At 40.8% G+C, this 15456-nt stretch carries 14 protein-coding genes; 8 read left to right on the forward strand and 6 right to left on the reverse strand.

From position 1 onward, the window contains the following. Nucleotides 1–135 precede the first annotated feature (135 nt). The 4 genes from tsf to rplM form a co-directional block, all read right to left on the reverse strand. Nucleotides 136–972 carry a translation elongation factor Ts gene (gene tsf / locus ACK2WI_RS07670; protein ID WP_093098737.1) on the reverse strand — a complete coding sequence of 279 codons (837 nt, stop codon included), beginning with the start codon at nt 970–972 and terminating at the stop codon, nt 136–138. A gap of 191 nt (nt 973–1163) precedes the next feature. Continuing rightward, entirely contained in the window at nt 1164–1970 is an 807-nt protein-coding gene (rpsB, locus tag ACK2WI_RS07675; RefSeq protein ID WP_093098738.1) for a 30S ribosomal protein S2, read from the reverse strand. Nucleotides 1971–1988: 18 nt separating this feature from the next. Beyond that, nucleotides 1989–2375: a 30S ribosomal protein S9 gene (rpsI, locus tag ACK2WI_RS07680; RefSeq protein WP_093098740.1), complete on the reverse strand. Its 387-nt coding sequence runs from the start codon at nt 2373–2375 to the stop codon at nt 1989–1991. An 11-nt stretch (nt 2376–2386) separates the two neighbouring features. After that, a complete protein-coding gene (gene rplM / locus ACK2WI_RS07685; RefSeq protein WP_409150260.1) occupies nt 2387–2830 on the reverse strand; it encodes a 50S ribosomal protein L13 in 444 nt (147 codons plus the stop codon). A gap of 800 nt (nt 2831–3630) precedes the next feature. Between rplM and ACK2WI_RS07690 the strand changes: the two genes are divergently transcribed. From ACK2WI_RS07690 to ACK2WI_RS07715, 6 genes are all read left to right on the forward strand, one after another. Continuing rightward, nucleotides 3631–3801: a hypothetical protein gene (locus ACK2WI_RS07690; protein WP_409150261.1), complete on the forward strand. Its 171-nt coding sequence runs from the start codon at nt 3631–3633 to the stop codon at nt 3799–3801. A gap of 724 nt (nt 3802–4525) precedes the next feature. Continuing rightward, nucleotides 4526–6232 carry a tetratricopeptide repeat protein gene (locus ACK2WI_RS07695; RefSeq protein WP_312697784.1) on the forward strand — a complete coding sequence of 569 codons (1707 nt, stop codon included), beginning with the start codon at nt 4526–4528 and terminating at the stop codon, nt 6230–6232. Next, the gene (locus ACK2WI_RS07700; RefSeq protein ID WP_236736514.1) at nt 6210–6992 is read left to right on the forward strand and encodes a DUF4292 domain-containing protein; all 783 of its coding nucleotides are present in this window, start codon (nt 6210–6212) and stop codon (nt 6990–6992) included. Before ACK2WI_RS07695 ends, ACK2WI_RS07700 begins: the two co-directional genes overlap by 23 nt. Before the next feature lie 109 nt (nt 6993–7101). Continuing rightward, nucleotides 7102–8379 (forward strand): murein hydrolase activator EnvC, encoded by a 1278-nt coding sequence (locus ACK2WI_RS07705; RefSeq protein ID WP_093098746.1) that lies wholly within the window; start codon nt 7102–7104, stop codon nt 8377–8379. Nucleotides 8380–8454: 75 nt separating this feature from the next. Beyond that, a complete protein-coding gene (locus ACK2WI_RS07710; RefSeq protein WP_093098747.1) occupies nt 8455–8670 on the forward strand; it encodes a twin-arginine translocase TatA/TatE family subunit in 216 nt (71 codons plus the stop codon). 150 nt (nt 8671–8820) lie between these two features. Beyond that, complete coding sequence (locus ACK2WI_RS07715; protein ID WP_409150262.1) at nt 8821–10272, forward strand: LysM peptidoglycan-binding domain-containing protein; 1452 nt, start codon at nt 8821–8823, stop codon at nt 10270–10272. A gap of 44 nt (nt 10273–10316) precedes the next feature. On the opposite strand, the gene ACK2WI_RS07720 is transcribed toward ACK2WI_RS07715, so the two are convergent. Together ACK2WI_RS07720 and ACK2WI_RS07725 are read right to left on the reverse strand one after the other, a co-directional pair. Further along, complete coding sequence (locus ACK2WI_RS07720) at nt 10317–10832, reverse strand: phosphoribosyltransferase family protein (protein WP_093098750.1); 516 nt, start codon at nt 10830–10832, stop codon at nt 10317–10319. A gap of 103 nt (nt 10833–10935) precedes the next feature. Further along, a complete protein-coding gene (locus ACK2WI_RS07725; RefSeq protein WP_093098752.1) occupies nt 10936–11511 on the reverse strand; it encodes a C40 family peptidase in 576 nt (191 codons plus the stop codon). Nucleotides 11512–11991: 480 nt separating this feature from the next. Here ACK2WI_RS07725 and thrA point away from each other — a divergent pair, with 480 nt between their 5' ends. Both thrA and ACK2WI_RS07735 read left to right on the forward strand, forming a co-directional pair. Beyond that, on the forward strand, nt 11992–14439 hold the full coding sequence (gene thrA / locus ACK2WI_RS07730; RefSeq protein ID WP_409150263.1) for a bifunctional aspartate kinase/homoserine dehydrogenase I: 2448 nt from the start codon (nt 11992–11994) through the stop codon (nt 14437–14439). 19 nt (nt 14440–14458) lie between these two features. Continuing rightward, nucleotides 14459–15451, forward strand: coding sequence for a homoserine kinase (locus ACK2WI_RS07735; RefSeq protein WP_409150264.1), 993 nt, complete (start codon nt 14459–14461; stop codon nt 15449–15451). Nucleotides 15452–15456 lie beyond the last annotated feature (5 nt).

Here is a 15456-nt window from a genome sequence, read left to right on the forward strand (position 1 = left end):
TCTCAAATCTCAAATCTATTTTTAATAAAATATGCTAGAAAGGTTATATCTCAATACTCATATCTCACATCTCAAATCTATAAAACAAGAAAAGCCCATCCTTTTAGGGGATGGGCTTTTCTTGTTTTATAATGCTTACGCGCCTAATTGTACACGTTTGAAAGCAGTAACAGTCAATCCTTTAGCAACTGAATCCAAGAACTGAGCGATAGATTTAGAAGAATCTTTAACGAACTCTTGGTTCAATAAAGTGTTTTCTTTGTAGAATTTGTTCAATTTACCTTGAGCGATTTTTTCTACCATTTCTTCCGGTTTACCTTCAGCACGGATTTGTTCTTTAGCGATTTCAAGTTCGCGTTCGATAGTTTTTGTGTCCACGCCATCTTTATCGATAGCCACTGGGTTCATTGCAGCGATTTGCATAGCAACGTCTTTACCAGCTTCTTCAACACCAGCAGCATCAGCAGAAAGGCCTACCAATACACCTAGACGGTAGTTACCGTGGATATAAGCAACAACTTTATCAGCAGCAACGGTTTCGAATTTAGAAACGTCGATTTTCTCACCGATCTTACCAGTTTGTTCGATCAATAAGTCAGCGATTTTAGTACCACCGATTTCCAATGCTTTTAGGTCTTCTAGAGTAGCAGGGCTGTTCGCTAACGCAGCGTCAGCTACTGATTCAGCAAATGCAACGAAATCAGCGTTCTTCGCTACGAAGTCAGTCTCACAGTTTACTTCAACTACGATACCTGATTTGCCATCAGCCGCAGCTTTAGCAATAATTACTCCTTCGTTTGAGTCGCGGTCTTGACGGCTAGCAGCAACTTTAGCACCTTTTTTACGTAGGTAGTCAACAGCAGCTTCGAAATCACCATTAGCTTCCACTAATGCTTTTTTACAGTCCATCATACCAGCGCCAGTTTGTTGACGCAATTTGTTTACATCTGATGCAGAAATTTGTACTGACATAGTATATTTTTTGTTAAAATTACAATTGATGTGTTAAGCATTCCTTGAATTAAAATCAACAGAATGTTAACTTTTAATGTTCAATAGGTTTTTGCCTTTCAGCAAAAAAACCGGAAAGACAGGGGCGGTAAAAGGAAGCAGATCTTCCAGAAACCAACACTTGTCTATCCGGCTTATATTATAGAATAAGATTATTCTACGTCTTTCGCTTTACGAGTGCGTTTTCCTGGAGTCGCTTCAGTAGCTTCACCATTGTCCACTGCAGCTTTAGCAGCAGCAGCTTCTTTTTCCGCGTCCTCTTCTTTATCGCGCTTGCGCTCTTCCAATCCTTCGATGATAGCTTTACCAATTACGCTTGCAATTAAGCTGATTGATTTAGTCGCGTCATCGTTCGCTGGAATAGGGAAGTCGATGTTTGTAGGGTCAGAGTTTGTATCAACCATTGCAAAAGTAGGGATGTTTAATTTCATCGCTTCTGCAACCGCAATATGCTCTTTCTTAACGTCGATAATGAATAATGCAGCAGGTAAACGGTTCAAGTCTGCGATACCTCCTAAAAGGTTCTCTAACTTGATGCGCTCACGTTGGATCATCAATTTTTCTTTTTTAGACAATACATCGTAAGTGCCATCTTTTTGCATTTTATCGATGTTTGACATTTTCTTGATTGATTTACGAACAGTTGCAAAGTTAGTAAGCATACCACCTAACCAACGTTCTGTCACGAAAGGCATGTTTACTGCTTTCGCTTGTTCTGCCACGATTTCTTTCGCTTGTTTCTTTGTAGCTACGAATAAAACTTTACGACCTGATTTTACGATCTGTTTGATCGCTGATGCTGCCTCTTCTAATTTTGTAAGAGTCTTGTTCAAGTCGATGATGTGGATACCATTGCGTTCCATGAAAATGTACTTAGCCATTTTCGGATCCCACTTACGAGTAAGGTGACCAAAGTGAACACCTGCATCCAATAATTCTTGATATGTTGTTCTTGCCATTTTTTGATCCTCCTTATATTAACGTTTACTGAATTGGAATCTTCTACGAGCCTTACGACGTCCTGGTTTTTTACGCTCAACCATACGGTCATCACGCGTCATCAAACCTTTAGCACGTAAAGCAGGTTTTACTTCTGGGTTAAGCTCTACCAAAGCTTTTGCAATCGCTAAGCGAACTGCTTCTGCTTGGCCTTTTACCCCACCACCTTGAACGTTAACATTGATGTCAAAATTTGCAAGAGAGTCAGCTACCAATAAGGATTGAGTAACGATGTATTGCAAAGGTAATGTAGGAAAATATTCCTTGTAATCTTTACCGTTTACGGTAATGTTTCCATTGCCAGCTGTTAAGTAGATGCGGGCAACAGCAGTTTTTCTTCTTCCTGAAGTGTTAGTTGTTGACATAATCGTTCTCCTTAAAATTTAACTGGTTTTGGATTCTGAGCCTCATGCTTGTGCTCTGTTCCAGCATAAACATATAGGTTCTTAAATAACTGACGTCCTAAACGGTTCTTAGGCAACATCCCGCGAACAGCTTTCTCCATGATGCGCTCTGGGTGCTTTGCCATTAACTCTTTTGGAGAAACGAAACGCTGACCACCTGGGTAGCCTGTGTAGCGAACATATACTTTGTCGCCCAATTTGTTTCCAGTCAATCTAACTTTGTCTGCATTGATAACAATCACGTTATCTCCACAGTCTACGTGTGGGGTGAATGAAGGCTTGTGCTTTCCACGGATCACTTTCGCAATCTCGCTTGCCAAGCGCCCCAAAATCTCGCCTTCAGCGTCAACAACGATCCACTCTTTGTTAACGGTGTTCTTGTTAGCAGAGACAGTTTTGTAACTTAACGTATTCACTTGCTTTTATTTAATTAATTAATAATGTTTTAAATCCTTCTGTAATCACTACAATAAGGTCTGCAAAGGTACAATAATTTAATTTAATTCTCAAAGCCAATTTTATTTTTTTGTTTACGGCTGTTTTTCATGGCCTTAGCCTCATGGCAGAAAAGTCGGGCCAAACCTTTCTTTTCCGGTGTCACACTGAGGAACGAAGTGTCTCGGAACAATACAAATCATGATTGGAATGGCGAACAGGTCTTACACCGAAGGTGTAGGATGACAGCAGGTTATGGGGCATTAACGTACAGATTCATCTAAAATAATTCAGCCCTTCTAGGGGAGTACATCGCTAAAAATGCCCTTCTTTTCCGGTGTCACACTGAGGAACGAAGTGTCTCGGAACCATACAGACCAAGATTGGAATGGCGAACAGGTCCTCAATCTTCGATTGAGAATGACAAGCTCATGAGGTGGAGAATCGTACAGATTCTTCACTAATCGTTCAGAATTGGATATTACTGAGAGGGTTTCAGAGCACAGCGAAGAATCTATTTTTTTATTTTTATGGCATTGTTGTCATCGAGAGCACAGCGAAGAATTTATTTCCTTTCCTAGGGTAGATTTATTGAAAAATATTTCACCCCTTCCAGGGGTTATCCGGTAAACGGTACATTTTTCTACAAAGATTTCACCCCCGCTGGGGGTTTTCTGCAAACACCATCCTTCCGGAGGAAGTCCTTTAGCCTCCGGCTCATTTCCAGTGGCGGAGAGATGGAGAGAATGCCGATGACCTGTGCGATGGGATTGGCCTTGGAATGCTTTCAAAAGATCATCCCATCAAAAGGGATGGTCTTTTGAAAGATATTCCCGACAACAAGGCATTCTATCCATGTGCGGATGATTGTGCGAAAAGCCACCTTAAATGGGCCGAAGCCTTTTGGTTACTTTTGGGCTCCAAAAGTAACAATGAGATCGATAATCCTTAAATGGGCCGAAGCGTTACGGATTCGAGTTGTTTTTTGGTATCCGTGAGCTCCTTCGTCGGTTTGGTTACTTTTGAGCTCCAAAAGTAACATTAGGATTGGTGTCCCTGAGCTCCTTCGTCGGTTTGGTTACTTTTGGGCTTCAAAAGTAACATAGAAAATCCTTTGATATTCAAATGCACTTTGGCTAATATTGGATGCCAGCTTGAATTTAGTTATTGCAGGCTTTGCAATGCTGATTTTAACCTTATTCGAGACTCATTCGGAATTTTTGCAAAATGCACAACCATATCCTTGATAACTTCCCGAAGCATTCCCGAATGATTCTCGAATATGCCTCGAATAAAACCCCTGTTTTGGTCGCATAGTTAAAGCAGATTTTCATTGGGTAAAATGGGAGGGAAATAACTTACAAATATCCAATAATGAAAGACCCGTTGATTTCAATCTGTGGACATAAAGGATTCAAACAAACTAAGGGGTTGCCTAGTATAATTCTACCTTCAAATTATTTATGAATTGGACTTTTGGCATTATAAGCTTATCACAGAAATATTACGCTTGATTAAACATTATGAAGGGTGATTTTATCGTGATTTAACATTTCTTAAAGATATTCATTTAAACTTTTCTGCATTTTTGTACTCTTTAAAATTAATTTATTACCTTGAATTGCCTTAGACTGTGCGCTAAGCAAGATAAAAGGTGAATAATTAAAGAGATTTAGATGAGAAGATTACAATGGTGCAAGCCCCTGGTTCTGGGAATAATGTTGATGGCGGGACAAGTGTTGTTTGCGCAAGAATTGAAGGATGATAAGGGTTATAAGGAGCAATTGGCATCAATTGAGTCCAAGCTGAAAAGCGGTGATTTAGCAAATGCCTTGCAAAGTATTGAGGAGACCTTGGAAAAATACCCGAATGGGGCAGAGGTCTACTATGCCAAATCCTTGTTATATGCTCAAGCTAGAAACTTTGATGTCGCCTTGCCTGCTGCTGAGGAGGCCGTGAAGATTTCCCCTGAGAACATTCTCTATAACAACCATCTTTTGGAACTGTACAAGAGCAAAGGTGACTTTGCCTCTGCGGTTGAGTTATTGGATGAGTTCATCAAGAAGCAGCCCAACAATCCCCAAGTATATCGCGAAAAGATCATGATGCAGCATGCCGGTAAAAAATCGGAAGATGCATTGAAGACATATGAGGAAACAAAGGCCAAGTTTGGTGAAACGGATACGCTCGATGTCCTGAAGGCTGAAATCCTGATGGATATGGACCGCCCAAGAGAGGCGAATGAGGTTCTTCAGCAATGGAGAAAGAAAAAGTCGCCAATTCGCCAGGTGTACAGCAGCCTGAGCTACATCTTGATGGACGAGAAAAAACCGAAGGATGCCTTGAACGTTTTGGAAGAGGGGTTGTCCACTACCAAAGATGATCTGCTATACTTGGATATGGCAGACGCCAATATGGCGATGAAAAAAGGTTCCCAAGCTTTTGAGAATATCAAGAAAGCATTCCAGTCTGATGCGGTCACCTTTATTGACAAGCATCGAGTCATGATGAATTTGGTGAACAACAATAAGGATTTTACGAAGGATCAATTGCAGGACTTGGCGAACACGTTGGTGTTAAAGCACCCTAGGATGCCAGATAGCCATATGTTTAAGGGAGATATCCTTTGGATGCGGGGCGACCTTGACCAGGCAAAATCTTTGTACCTGACAACGGTAAGCATGAACCCGCAGCATGTGGATGCTTGGCGGAAGCTGATCAATGTGGAATTGGCGCAGAATAAATTGGATGAAGCGATTGTAGATGGAAAAGAGGCATTGAGCCATAATCCTGGGAATGTGATTATCACTTATTTTGTTGGGGTTGCCTATATGATGAAAAAGGATACCAACAATGCCAGGTTGTTCTTGGAGCGTGCGCTGGATCAGAGTGGCAATGAAAATGACTTTGTGAAATCCATGATTTACGGTGGACTGGGTGATCTATACCATGAAATCAAAATGGAATCGGCATCTGAAGTGGCATACGATGAGGCCATCAAATTGGATAGCAATAATGTCACGGTGATGAACAATGCGGCCTATTACCTTTCGCTACAAAAGAAAGATTTGGAAAAAGCTGCCGAATATGCCAAGAAGGCGAACGAGATGGAGCCCAATTCTGGAACTTTCCAAGATACTTATGCTTGGGTACTGTTCCAACAAGGGAAATATCAAGAGGCCTTGGTCTGGATTGAGAAAGCCATCAAAAATTCAGAGCCTTCAGGCGTATTGTTTGATCATTATGGAGATATCCTGATCAAATTAGGAAAGACTAAGGAAGCATTGAAACAATGGGAGAAGGCGATGACCTTTTCGGAGGGAAGTGCCTTGGATAAGGAAAAGCTAAAACAGAAAATCAGTGAGAAGAAATATATTGAGTAAAATCAGTTTGGTCTTGGCGGTATTGATGCTTGCATCAGCTTGTGCCAGTAAAAAGGCAACCGTTAAGAAAGACAATGCAGGGACTACAGCAAAGGGTAAGGACCTTTTGAGTACCTATGAATTGAACAATTTGAACTTTATAACCTTTTCGGGAAGGGCAAAGGCGAGGGTGCAGTTTGGTGAAGAGACCCAAAATGTGACCTTGAATGTGCGTATGGAAAGGGATAAAGCCATTTGGATTTCCGTTACTGCTTTGTTGGGGATTGAAGCTGCCCGGGTATTGATTACTCCAGACAGTGTGAAGATCATCAATAGATTGCAGAGCGAATATATCGCTAAACCTTTTTCCTATATATATAGGTATACCAATCCAGGTATTTCCTTTAGGATGTTACAAGATATCTTGGTTGGTAATATATCCACAGAGATGTTGCGTACCGATCAATTGCAGATTGCAACCAGTGAAGAAGATGTGCAGGTTATTGGGGTTAAAGATGGTTTAACTTTTCATTATGGCGTGAACAAGAGCAACCGACCAACGCTGTTCAACCTGATGGAGTTGGGCAAATCCAATAAACTGGAAGCCCAATACAGTGAATTTGCAGTGATCGACGGACATAATTTTCCACAAAGATTCACGTTAAACATTGAAGGTAGTGGTGCGAAAGTGTCCTCAGACATGCTTTACAACAAGTCGGAATTCAATAAAGGCGTGGAACTGAATTTCAGTATTCCGTCCCGATATAGGGCAATCAATTAATTGCTAGGGCGATTGAATGTAAAGAAATTGTGTTTTTATTATTTTCGTATTAACTATATCCTTATTTTTGGAAGTTCTGTAAAATAGAGACGAAAGAATTTAACATTTCATGGATTTTAAAAAGATTGTACTCAGTATATTTTCCTTATTGCTATTTGTTGGCTTGAGCTATGGACAAAGTAGTTTGGAGTTAAAGAAACAAAGAGAAAGAATAGATAGAGAAATTGCTGAGCTCCAAAAAATATTAAGTGCAAAGACCCAAGAGAAGATACTTTCCCAAAAGGAAGTTTCTGCACTGAGTAAGCAGTTGGACTTAAGGGAGAACAAAATCAGTACAATCAACTCGGAGTTGCGCATCATCAACAAAAACATCTCTTCGAATAATGCCATCGTAGACAAGCTTAAAGGGGAGTTGGAAAAAATGAGACAGGATTATGAAAAAATGATCCTCTTTGCATTCAGGAACAAGAACTCCTACAATAAGATGATGTTTATTTTCGCCTCAAAGGACTTTAACCAAGCCTTTAAAAGGGTGAAATATCTTCAGCAATTTACGGATGCCAGAAAGGTAAAAGTAGCCGAGATCGAAGGAACCAAGAAACAGATTGAGCTGAAGATCGCTCAGTTGGAAAGAGATAAAAAGACGCAACAGTCCCTGTTGAAAGAACAGGAAGCGGAGCGCAATACCATTGCCAAGGATAAGGCAGCCCACTCGCAAGAGCTGAACCAATTGGCTCGTGAGGAACGTACCTTCCGTGGTCAATTGACCAAGAAACAGCAAGAGAAGAAGCGTTTGGATGCAGCGATCAAAACTGCCATTGCCCGTGAGGTGGAAGCAGCTCGTAGAGCAGAGGAAGAACGCAGAAGAAGATTGGCGGAAGCTGAAGCTAAGAAAACGGGTACCACTGTTACAGAAGCGGAGAAAAAAATTGAAAAGAAAACTGGTTCTGCCGTGCTGAACAACTCGCCGGAAGCAACCAAGTTGTCGGCTGGTTTCTCATCCAACAGAGGACGTCTACCTTGGCCGGTTGGACAGGGTAATATCGTGCGTAATTACGGTAGTGTGACGGTGGAACGTGGAGTACGTGACTTCTATGATTACATCCGTATCCGTACATCGGATGGGGCACCTGTAAAAACCGTATTTGAGGGTACTGTATTGCAGGTTATCAATATCGGATCTTATGCGGTCGTGGTTCAACATGGTGAATATCTGACAGCTTATTCTAACCTGAAATCGGTGAACGTAAGCAAGGGACAGAAGATCTCGACAGGTACCGTAATCGGTGCTGCAGACTCGGATCCAGAGGTGGGATATTCCTACATTGACTTGAGTGTTTATCGCGGTACAACTTCGATGAATCCATCAATATGGATAGCAAGATAGTTACAGGGTTTTAAATTATTTATCTATATATTTGTTAGATACACTAAAAGAAAAGAATCAGTAAATTAGTAGAATATGTATACATCAGGATTATTATTTATCGGTACCAATGAGATTATCATTATCGTGGTATTGGCGTTATTGTTATTTGGGGGAAAGAAAATTCCTGAATTGATGCGTGGGTTAGGACGTGGCGTGAAAGAATTCAAAGAAGGCCAAAAAGATGATCCAAATGCTGAAGGCAACACAAATACAACAGCTAATAATGATACAGTTAACAAACAAGGTTAATTATATTCATTAAAAGATTTTATAGAGTTTCACTAGATATGTAATGTGTCTGGTGAAACTTTTTTTTTATAGCTAACCAAAAGAATTGGCACAATTTGCCAACGATAAGCGAAGAACTAACACAGATAGTTTTTACAGTAGCGATTACTTATGAACAAAAAAATTAGTTTCCTAGTTACAATAGGCTTGTGTGTCCTGAAGTTTGGATACGCACAGGAACAGCAGGCGGACCCCAGCTTCTTTGGGGACACCTTTCAGGCCAATATTATTGACCAATTAGAGAAAGATAAGGAAAAGACTTTCCTGATGTTGGATTCTGTCAAGCAATTGGCAGGTGGCGGCGTTGTCTTCAGTGAGGAGGACGTCAATATTGCCCAACGTATCCAAAGGATACAGAAAACTGTTCCCTTAGAATACAATGCCCGCGTGAAGGCTTACTTGGATAAATATATTTCCAGGAACTATAAGCCTTACATGGAAAAGCTGCTTGGCTTGAGCGAGTATTATTTCCCGATCTATGACCAGATCTTTGCCGAACAAGGCGTGCCTGATGAGGTCAAGTATCTGTCGGTCATCGAATCCTCCCTTAATCCACATACCGTTTCAACTTCTGGAGCTGTAGGGCCATGGCAGTTTATCTATGGTACGGCAAAGGTTTATAACCTGACCATGGATTCTAACTTTGATGAGCGTAAGGATGTTTATTCGACAACCTATGCGGTATCTAGTTATTTAAAGGAGGCTTATGATGAGTTCAATGATTGGTTGTTGGCTCTGGCTTCATACAATTGTGGTAGGGGCTGTGTACGTCGTGCAATTATCCGTTCTGGATTGAATAGCCCGAACTACTGGGAATTGTCTCCTTTCCTTCCTAAAGAGACACAAAACTATATTCCTAAGTTTATTGCGATGACCTATGTTTTGAACCATGCTGAGCTTTATGGCTTGAATACGGAAGTGAATGACCTGCAAACAGATCATAGGGTGTTGATGCTGGATAAATCGGTTAATATGAAGCAACTTGCTTCGGCCTTGACCTGTTCTCCTGAATTGCTGAAACAATTGAACCCCGGCTATAAGCGTGAGGTGGTGATTGCCAGCCCTGAGAAGCAAAGGCGATTGGTGATTCCGGTGAACGAGGCTATGAGTGATTCCCTGATTTATGCTGCTCTGCATAATCCACAGGATGAGGCTATTCAAAAAGCCATCGCCGCTGTGGATGTTAAAGAGGATAAAAACCATGAGGTAGCCAAAGGGGAGACCCTGCAGACGATCTCTAGAAAATATGGGGTGAGTGTCCAAAACCTAATGGCTTGGAACAATCTAACCTCAAGGAGTTCAATTACCGGCAAGTCTTTGGTGGTATCTAGAGCAATAGATGAGGAATTGACCAAGAATGTAGTGGCTGCAACCCGTGCAAAGGCTACAGTGAAAAGTAATCCTACCTATGTAACCTATGTGGTGCGCAAAGGGGATACCTTGTCGGAGATCGCTGGTAAGCACCGTGGAGCAACGGTCAATAAGATAAAATCAGATAATAACCTGCGTGGGTCAAACCTTCGCATTGGTCAGAAACTGAAGATTTATAAGGGTAAGAGTTAAAGAGGGATTACCTAAACAAATAGAATTTAAAAGAAAAGATGCGGCTATGATAAATAGGCCGCATCTTCTTTTTTATCGAATTCTTCCAAGACCACCTCAACATGTTCTTTAAGGATGGTTGAAAGCTTTAATCCATAGTAATCACTGAACACCGGGAACTGATGGTGGCTGCGGTCGATTAGGACGGCTGTACGCATGCGTTTCAAGGGAACATTAAGGAACACGCCCAAACCATAAGCTAGCGTCCTACCGCTGTTTAAAACATCGTCTATCAAGATGATTACCTTATCCTTTGCTGTTTCAACCGGTACATCAGTTGTGGCCTCCAAATTACGCTTGGTTTTCTGCACCGTAACCTTGATCAATTCAAAGGTCTTATCAGGTGCTATTTCCATTAATATCTTCTGTAAGCGCTCAGCAAATACATAACCGCGGTCAGCAAGACCAACAAGTACAATTGTAGACTCATCAAAGTTATCTTCTACGATTTGATAAGCAATACGTTTAGACTTTTGGTGGATCTGCTCTTTATTTAGGATAAGTGTTTTCTTAGATGACATTGTTGCTTTTTTGATAAGGGTAAATTTAGCAAAAATTTAAAAAATAAAGTCCGAAAGCATGACTTTCGGACTTTATTTTAATATTTTATAATTCTAGTTTGATCTAGTGAAGATTGCTTTTTTGATTTGGATTAGCATCGGCAGTCATGATTCGCTCACCATCTTCCAATTTAGGACGGCCGCCGTTGTAATAATATCTTTTCCAGTATGCTTCATTTAGGTTACTTACCATGACACCTTTGCTTGATGATGCATGCGCAAATTTGTCGTCTCCTAAATATACACCTACGTGAGTAATGCTTCTGCTTCTAATCTTAAAGAACACTAAGTCTCCTGCTTGCAAATCATTCTTGCGAATAGGAGTTACGTTGGAGTATTGATTGCGGCTGTTATAACCGATCGTTGTGTTGAACACATTTTCGTAAACCGCCAATGAGAATTTAGAACAATCGATCCCTCTTTTAGAATCACCACCAAGGCGATAAGGAGTTCCTAACCATTCGTAAACAAATTGATAAAGTTTTGTGTTCGTAGTAGCGTTTGATGCAACGCCCATGATTTGAGAGAAGTATTCTTTTGCTAGGTTATCAGGGTCTGAGGATTTTTGGCTGGTTTGAGCCTGCGAGAATAGACATAAGCCTATGAATAGCATCACTGCCACTAGTTTCTTTGTTTTCATTAAATCGCTAATTTATACAACCATAAGCTCCCTGAAAACCTTCATTTTTTTGTAATTTTTCAAACGAGCTGAAGCAAATCTAATACATACTGTATAGAATTCAAAACATTCTTAAAGAAATTTAACAAAGTTTTAACACTTTTAACATTTGTATTTTTTATCTGTTCAACCTTTTAATTGTCGAGTTACATCTAAATAATGGCTTATTTTGATATAAGGCTACTTTTTACAATTTTTTTAAATTTTTTTAATAAAACTACATTGTTATATAAAATTTAATAATATATTTGGGCATTCAAAAGCAAAATTAATGTTAAACGCATCTATTATTATTACAATTATCATTACCATCGGGGGCAATACCAGGAGGAAGTGATTCTATTGTATAGTAATTAGTACAGATATTAGAAGCCTTCCTCTTTTGAGGAGGGCTTTTTTTATGACGAAAAAACAAACAGTAAATAAACAGAGCAAGAAAGCATGAAAATCCTAAAATTTGGCGGGACATCCGTAGGTTCCGTAGAAAGTATCAAAGCAGTATTAGCAATCGTAAAAGAATCTTACGAAGCTGGAGAGAAGCCATTGGTCGTATTGTCAGCGATGTCAGGAATCACCAACCTGTTGACAAAAATGGCTGAAGATGCAGCTGAAGGCAAACCTTTTGCCGAAGATCTGAAACTCTTGGAGGAAAAACACTTTGAGGTGGTCAAGAAATTGATCGCTGTGAAGTTCCAAAATCCGGTGTTAACCAGATTAAAGCTCTTGGTCAATGAATTGGAAGATCTGTTGCAAGGGGTAACCGCACTAAAGGAACTGAGTAATCAGAGTAAGGACCTGATCATCTCTTATGGCGAACGTTGCAGCAATTATTTGGTCGCCAAGATCATGGAGCAAGAGGTTCCCGAAGCAGAGTACATCAATGCTTCTCACTACATTAAAACAGACTCCAATTTTGGTAATGCCCACCTGAACGAACCCCTTACCGCACAATTAATCCAAGCTCTTTCTCAAACTCACGCCGATAAACTCCTATTTGTAACTGGATTCATCGGTTCTAATGACAAAGGCAGGATCACAACTTTAGGTCGTGGTGGTTCGGATTATACCGCTGCCATATTCGGTTCGGTACTGAATGCAACTGCCATTGAAATATGGACCGATGTGAACGGTATGTTGACTGCTGATCCTAGAATCGTTAAGAAGGCTTTTTCTCTGCCTGTACTTTCCTATACTGAAGCTATGGAGCTTTCTTATTTCGGAGCAAAGGTTATCTATCCTCCGACGATGGTTCCGGCTTTTATGAAGAAGATCCCGATTGTAATCCGCAATACGTTTCAGCCTAAATTTCCTGGAACGGTTATTCAGTTCGAAACCGGAAAGTCTGGTTTTCCTATAAAGGGGATATCCTCGATTTCTGATGTTTCAGTTATCAACTTGACAGGTAGTGGTATGGTTGGGAAGTCTGGCTTCAGTGGACGCCTATTCACCCTATTAGCTAGAGAGCAGATCAACGTCATCTTGATTACCCAATCTTCTTCTGAACATAGTATCACTTTTGCTGTTAATCCAAGTGATTCGCAAAAAGCCGTTGAGCTTATCCAGAACGAGTTTGAACTGGAGCTCTTGGCTAATAAATTATCCCTGCCAGTGGTAGAGAGCGATCTATCGATCCTGGCTATCGTAGGGGAGAACATGAAACGTACGCCTGGCATGTCTGGTAAGTTATTCCATGCGCTTGGCCGTAACGGTATCAATGTACGTGCAATAGCTCAAGGATCATCAGAGTTCAATATCTCCGTTATCATCAATAAGGAAGATCTTTCTAAGGCACTCAATGCTGTACATGATGCGTTCTTTGCTGAATTAAAGAAAACTCTTCACGTATTCAATATCGGTACTGGTAATATTGGTTCTACTTTGTTCAGCCAATTACATAAACAACATGCCTTTTTGGTAGAACAAAATGATATTGAAGTCAAGGTTGTGGGTATCTCTAACTCCAGAAGGATGTATTTCAATGCTGATGGAGTGGATCTAGGGAATTGGAAGGAAGAAATGGATGCGAATGGAGAGGTTGCTGATCTAGCTACGTTCATAGCTAAGATGCAAGAGATGAACCTGCCAAACTGTGTATTTATCGATAATACAGCAAGCAAATTGCCTTCGACCTATTATGAAAGCATTTTTAAGTCGAATATCTCGATTGTAACTTGTAACAAGATTGCAAACTCAGGCGATTATGCACAATATAAACTATTACATGAGACCGCTAGAAAGCATGGGGTAGATTTCTTCTATGAAACCAATGTAGGCGCTGGTTTGCCAATCGTGAGGGTTCTGAAGGACCTAATGATGAGCGGCGACCGCTTGTTGAAAATAGAAGCTATCCTATCCGGTACTATTTCCTATATCTTCAATAATTTCAGAGGAGATGCTTCTTTCTACGATGTAGTAAAGAAAGCACAGGAGCTAGGCTTTACAGAACCCGATCCACGTGATGATCTAGGCGGTATTGATTTTATGCGTAAGATGCTGATATTAGGAAGAGATGCTGGATATCCGATTGAGTCCTCTGATGTACAATTGGGTAATATACTTCCGGAAAGCTGCTTGAAAGCAGATTCCGTGGATGAGTTCTACGCAGAGTTGTTAAAGGCTGATGAATACTTCAATAATTTGAAAGAGGAAGCTGAAAAACAAGGCAAGGTTATCCGCTATATCGGTACCTTAGAAAATGGTAAAGTAGCCATCAGTTTGCAAATGGTCGATGAGAATCATCCATTCTATGCGCTTTCTGGTAGTGATAATATCATTTCATTTACGACTGAAAGATATAAGGAAAGGCCATTGGTCGTGAAAGGTCCAGGTGCAGGTGCAGAAGTTACTGCAGGAGGTGTGTTCGCAGATTTAGTCAACGTCGGCGCTTAATTCATAAAAAATAGAAATCATGTCAAATCCTGAACAATTAGTAAAAAAGGAAAATACATTGAATCCAGACAAATGGTTAAAAGAAGTACGCGTATTTGCTCCGGCTACGGTAGCAAATATGATCTGTGGCTTTGATATATTGGGTTTTGCAGTAGATAAACCTGGAGACGAAGTTTATATGCAAAGGGTGGAAGAGTCCGGAGTACGGATTCGTTCTATCCAAGGGGATGATGGCCGTTTGCCATTAGACCCGGATAAGAATACTGTGAGTGCCTGTGTCAAGATGTTATTGAGCCATTTAGGGCTTGAAGAAGAGATTGGTATTGAAATCGACCTGATCAAGCACATGCCCATTGGTAGCGGATTGGGCTCTAGTTCGGCGAGTACGGTGGCGGGTTTGTTTGCCATAAATGCTTTATTGGGTAATCCTTTAACCAAGAATGAGCTGATGCCTTTCTGCGTAGAAGGCGAACGATTGGCTTGTGGCCATGGACATGCCGATAATGTTGCTCCAGCGTTGATGGGTGGTATTACATTGATCAGGGGTTATGAACCTTTGGATATCATTAATCTGCCGGTTCCGGAAGATTTGGTTGCTGGTATTGTGTTTCCGCAGGTGGATGTGCCAACTAGGGACGCTAGGCAATTGATCAAGGAAAAGGTATCCTTGAAAGATGCCGTTAATCAATGGGGAAATATAGCTGGCTTAGTTGCGGGCTTATACCGTAGCGATTACGAATTGATCGGTAGAAGCATGCACGATGTATTGATAGAGCCTACTAGGGCTATCCTGATCCCTGAATTCTATGAAATGAAGCGCATAGCGATGGAAGCTGGCGTGCTTAGCTTTGGTATTTCAGGATCAGGGCCTTCTGTGGTTGCCATCAGCAAGGGAGCTGAAGCCGCTCAAGTGGCTGTGGACCGTATTCAGGAACATTTGACCGCCAATGGTATCGAAAGCTTGCAGTTTGTTTCTGCAGTCAATGCTGAAGGACCCAAAATTCTTTCTTAAACCTA

Origin of the sequence: Sphingobacterium sp. BS-2 (assembly GCF_046161205.1) — a bacterium.
GTDB lineage: Bacteria > Bacteroidota > Bacteroidia > Sphingobacteriales > Sphingobacteriaceae > Sphingobacterium > Sphingobacterium mizutaii.

What these genes read in the sequence shown, in the direction of transcription:
- ACK2WI_RS07690 (WP_409150261.1), top strand. Translation starts at nt 3,631, where the DNA reads ATGCTTTCAAAAGATCATCCCATCAAAAGGGATGGTCTTTTGAAAGAT.
- ACK2WI_RS07735 (WP_409150264.1), top strand. Translation starts at nt 14,459, where the DNA reads ATGTCAAATCCTGAACAATTAGTAAAAAAGGAAAATACATTGAATCCA.
- rpsI (WP_093098740.1), bottom strand. Translation starts at nt 2,375, where the DNA reads ATGTCAACAACTAACACTTCAGGAAGAAGAAAAACTGCTGTTGCCCGC.
- ACK2WI_RS07705 (WP_093098746.1), top strand. Translation starts at nt 7,102, where the DNA reads ATGGATTTTAAAAAGATTGTACTCAGTATATTTTCCTTATTGCTATTT.
- ACK2WI_RS07695 (WP_312697784.1), top strand. Translation starts at nt 4,526, where the DNA reads ATGAGAAGATTACAATGGTGCAAGCCCCTGGTTCTGGGAATAATGTTG.
- thrA (WP_409150263.1), top strand. Translation starts at nt 11,992, where the DNA reads ATGAAAATCCTAAAATTTGGCGGGACATCCGTAGGTTCCGTAGAAAGT.
- ACK2WI_RS07715 (WP_409150262.1), top strand. Translation starts at nt 8,821, where the DNA reads ATGAACAAAAAAATTAGTTTCCTAGTTACAATAGGCTTGTGTGTCCTG.
- tsf (WP_093098737.1), bottom strand. Translation starts at nt 972, where the DNA reads ATGTCAGTACAAATTTCTGCATCAGATGTAAACAAATTGCGTCAACAA.
- ACK2WI_RS07720 (WP_093098750.1), bottom strand. Translation starts at nt 10,832, where the DNA reads ATGTCATCTAAGAAAACACTTATCCTAAATAAAGAGCAGATCCACCAA.
- rpsB (WP_093098738.1), bottom strand. Translation starts at nt 1,970, where the DNA reads ATGGCAAGAACAACATATCAAGAATTATTGGATGCAGGTGTTCACTTT.
- ACK2WI_RS07725 (WP_093098752.1), bottom strand. Translation starts at nt 11,511, where the DNA reads ATGAAAACAAAGAAACTAGTGGCAGTGATGCTATTCATAGGCTTATGT.
- ACK2WI_RS07710 (WP_093098747.1), top strand. Translation starts at nt 8,455, where the DNA reads ATGTATACATCAGGATTATTATTTATCGGTACCAATGAGATTATCATT.